Source organism: Mycolicibacterium palauense (genome assembly GCF_002592005.1).
GTDB classification, from domain to species: Bacteria; Actinomycetota; Actinomycetes; order Mycobacteriales; family Mycobacteriaceae; genus Mycobacterium; species Mycobacterium palauense.
Window position 1 is genome coordinate 1 of the sequence record NZ_NVQF01000172.1, and the last position, 3,719, is coordinate 3,719.

Below are 3,719 nucleotides of genomic sequence, written 5' to 3' on the forward strand. Positions count from 1 at the left end.
GGTGATGCGTTCGTGAGTGACCTGACGATGGTTGTCGGTACGGCGATCGACGACAACGCGCTTCGCCGGTCGTCGAACGGTATTCAGCGTCGCTTCGACCGGCTGGGTCAGAACCTCGGCGGCGATTTCATGACGCAGTTCGCCGACGGTGCTGCCGCGAAGTCGCCGAAGCTGCAGAGGGCGCTCGACAAGGCTGCCGACGCGACCGGGCGACTGCGCTCGGAGCAAGAAAAACTCGACGCGCTGACCGCCAGCGGCAACACGCGCCGGGACCGGATGGTGACTCAGTCCGAGCGGGTGGCCAAGGCGCGCCGCGACGAAGCGCGCGCCCACAAGGAGGCCGCCACCGCCGCCAAGGACTACGGGCAGGCCGGCGAGAACGCCTCGGAGTCGTTCCTGGGCGGGTTCCGCTCAGGGCTTGGAAGTTTCGGCAACTACGGCCAGCAGGCCGCCGACCGTTTCGGCGGTGGCCTATCCACCGGTCTGAGCGCAGCGCGGATGACCGGCATCGGAGCGACCGCCGGAGCCGCGATCGGCGGCGGGATCGTGGCCGCGGTCGGCGCGGCTGCCACGCTGTTGGGGCCCGCCATCGCTGACGGTATGGACATCCTGGCCACTCGTGACCTGTTCCAGGCGCGGATGGGCCTGGATGAGGCGTCGATGTCGGAATACGCCCAGGCGGCAGGCCGCGCCTACGCCAACAACTTCGGCGTCTCGGTCGCGGACAATCTGAGCACCGCGCAGTTGGCCAAGCGCGCCGGGCTGATCGACGAGGCAGCCACCGACGCCCAGGTGCAGCACGTCGTCGAGCAGTTGCAGGGCTTGTCGACGATCACCGAATCAACCGCCGGTGAACTGTCCCGATCGATCACCACCATGATGCGAAACGGGCTGGCCGGCAGTGTTTCGGAGGCATCCGACATCATCACCGCCGGGTTCCAGAAGGGGCTGGACGTCTCCGGCGACTGGCTCGACACGATCAACGAATACTCCACCCAGGCCCGCAAGCTCGGGTTGGATGCCAGCGAATACCTGACCCTGCTCAGCCAGGGACTCGAGGGCGGAGCGCGCGACACCGACAAGGTGGCCGACGCGCTCAAGGAGTTCTCGATCCGAGCGGTCGACGCGTCGAAAACCACCCGCGAGGGCTTCGAGGCGCTGGGGTTCTCCGCCGACGACATGGCCGCCCGCTTCGCTGATGGCGGGGACTCGGCGAAGGCCGCGTTGGGGGCCACCTTCGACGCCATCAGGCGCATCGACGACCCGATGCAGCAGGCGCTGATCTGGCAACGGTTGTTCGGAACCCAGTTCGAGGACATGGGTGACGCGGTCAACCGGTTCGATCTTGACCCCGTCAAGAATCGGTTCCGGGACATGAGGGGTGTCTCCGACGATGCAACGAAGACCGCGACCGAGAACTTCAAGTCGGAATGGCAGGAAGCCACCCGCGCCGTGGGCACCTGGTTCGATGACCTGAAGACCAAGCTCGCCGGGTGGGCGACCGACGCCGGCCTCCCCCAGGCCATCAAGGAGATCTTCGGCCGTTCGGCCCCGCAGATCGATCCGGGCGCCCCGGGGATCCCGGGCATCGTCTACGGCCCGCAGATCGTCACCCCGGGCCCGGCGCTCAACGCGCCGGTCACCGCAGCACCGGGGGTCAACCCGCTCGACGTGCTCACCGGCGGCGCAACCGCGCCCGACATCAACCAACTCGGTGTCCGCGACTACTACAAGATGCTCTACCCCGACCAGCCGGCGGGAGCGCCTGTCGATGCGCCGGTTGCGGGTGAGCGGACTCCGATCCTGACCGATGAGCAGGCCCAGGCCCAGAAGGACGCCGAGCAGGCGGCCAAGGCCAAGCCGGCTATCGATCCGCGCCGCTACTCCCTGGACTCGGTGCCGATTGGTGGCTTCGACGGGCTGCGCGTCGACCAGCTTCCCGGTGTGGGAATCCCGGCGCCGGGCTTGGCCGGAGGGGGCCCGTTGCCGCCCGGCCCGGGGTATGGGGCCTTCTCTGTGGATCAGCAGAAGGTGTTCGACGCTGAAACGTCGCTGATCTCGCAGGGCCAGTCGGTCGAGAATGCGCGGCGGCGGCTCTTGGAGCTGGAGGCCGACAGCAACGCCAGCCAGGCTGACCTGAACGAGGCCAGGACCGCGGTCACGTTGGCCGAGCGTCAGTACCTGTCGCAGCAGCAGAAGCTGGCCGAGGCCCAGCAGGGCACGTGGAAGAAGATGCAGGACACCGCGGAGTCGTTCTCGTCGGGCATGGAGGACATCGGCGCCGCGCTCGATAACGACTTCGGGCTGTCCGACGGAATCCCCGGCCTCGTGGAGAATCTGGTGAAGGCGGCCGGCTCGCTGGCCGCCGCACCGCTGCTGGGCCCGTTGTCGGCGATCAAGGCCGCCGCCGGCGACGAGGGATCGGGCCTGCTGGGCATGCTGGCGTCCAACGGAGCGTTCGGACCCCGGTTTCAGCCCGGCGTGCCCGACAACTCCGGGATCGGTGTACCCGGGTACCCGTACTCGTCGGCGGCGGGACCCATGGCGAGTCAGGGCAGTCGCGGCAACCTCGGCGCCATGTTGTCACTGGCCCAGTGGGCCTCGGGCAGGACCGACTACGCGCCAGCCTCAGACCTGATCGACGGCCTGGCCGACTGCTCAGGCTCGATCTCCGACCTGTACGAAGTGCTCACAACCGGCAAGTCGTCACCGAATCGCATGTTCACCACCACGAGCTTCGGCAGCGACGCCGACGCGGCCAAGCTCGGATTCCTGCCGGGCTACATGCCAGGCGCTTTCAACATCGGGGTCAATCCCTACCCGGGACAGAGCGGGCACATGGCGGCCACTTTGCCGAATGGCGTGAACTTCGAGGGTGGTGGCGGCACCGGCGGCGGCGCGCAATACGGCGGGTCGGCGGCCGGCGCGCTCGATCCGCAGTTCGAGAAGCGGTACTACCTGCCGCTCGGCCCCGCGGGTTCGACGTCGCCGCTGCCTTCACCCCCGGCGTACTCGGCGCCGGAGCTGTACAGCTCTGAGAACACCAGCCCGGGCCTCACCAACCCCGCACCGGCCGGGGGTTCTGGTGCGGGCCTGCCCGGGATCCCGGAGGTCGACCCTGGAGCAGGGCCGCTGCCCGCCCTCGCCGGCGGAGGCGGAGGCAGCATGCTCCCCGGCGCGGGTATGCCGCAGGCCGCCCCGTTCATGTCACCTCCGGGCAGCCCGGCCAACCCGATCGGCCCCAGCTTGATCCCCGGTCAGGCTCCGGGCGCCATCCCCGGCGCCGGGGCCGGCATGACGCAGGGAATCGGCGGCCTCCCACTGGCCGCGGCCCAGGCGGCAGCATCCGGGCTCGACGCGCTGGCCCCAGGCGCCGGCGCAGCCGCCAACCTCGCGTTGCAGCTGGGCAACCGCACGGTCGGTTTCCTCGCCCAGCAGGCGGGCACCTTGGCCAGCGGCATCTTCGAAACGCTGAGCGTGTCGGGCTCAAAGGGCCCTGTCGACCCGCTCAAGACGCTGCCGGGCAGGGTCCTGGCCGGCATCGCCGGCGCACGCCCCTCGATCCCGAACACCGCGGGCGGTGGAGTCCAGCAGCAACCCAAGCCAGACGCCCAGCAGAACGCGCAGCAGCCAGGACAGGGAGGGGGACCGTTGGTGGAGATCAAGGAGCTGCACCAGCAGCCCGGCCAAGAACCGACGTCGGTGGCCAACGAGGTGGC

General features: G+C 69.3%; 1 protein-coding gene. It reads left to right on the forward strand.

What is annotated here, in order from left to right; genetic code table 11:
- Positions 1 to 12: 12 nt before the first annotated feature.
- Positions 13 to 3,719: phage tail tape measure protein (locus tag CSR00_RS29560; protein WP_141564537.1), on the forward strand; the 3,707-nt coding region annotated here is incomplete at its 3' end.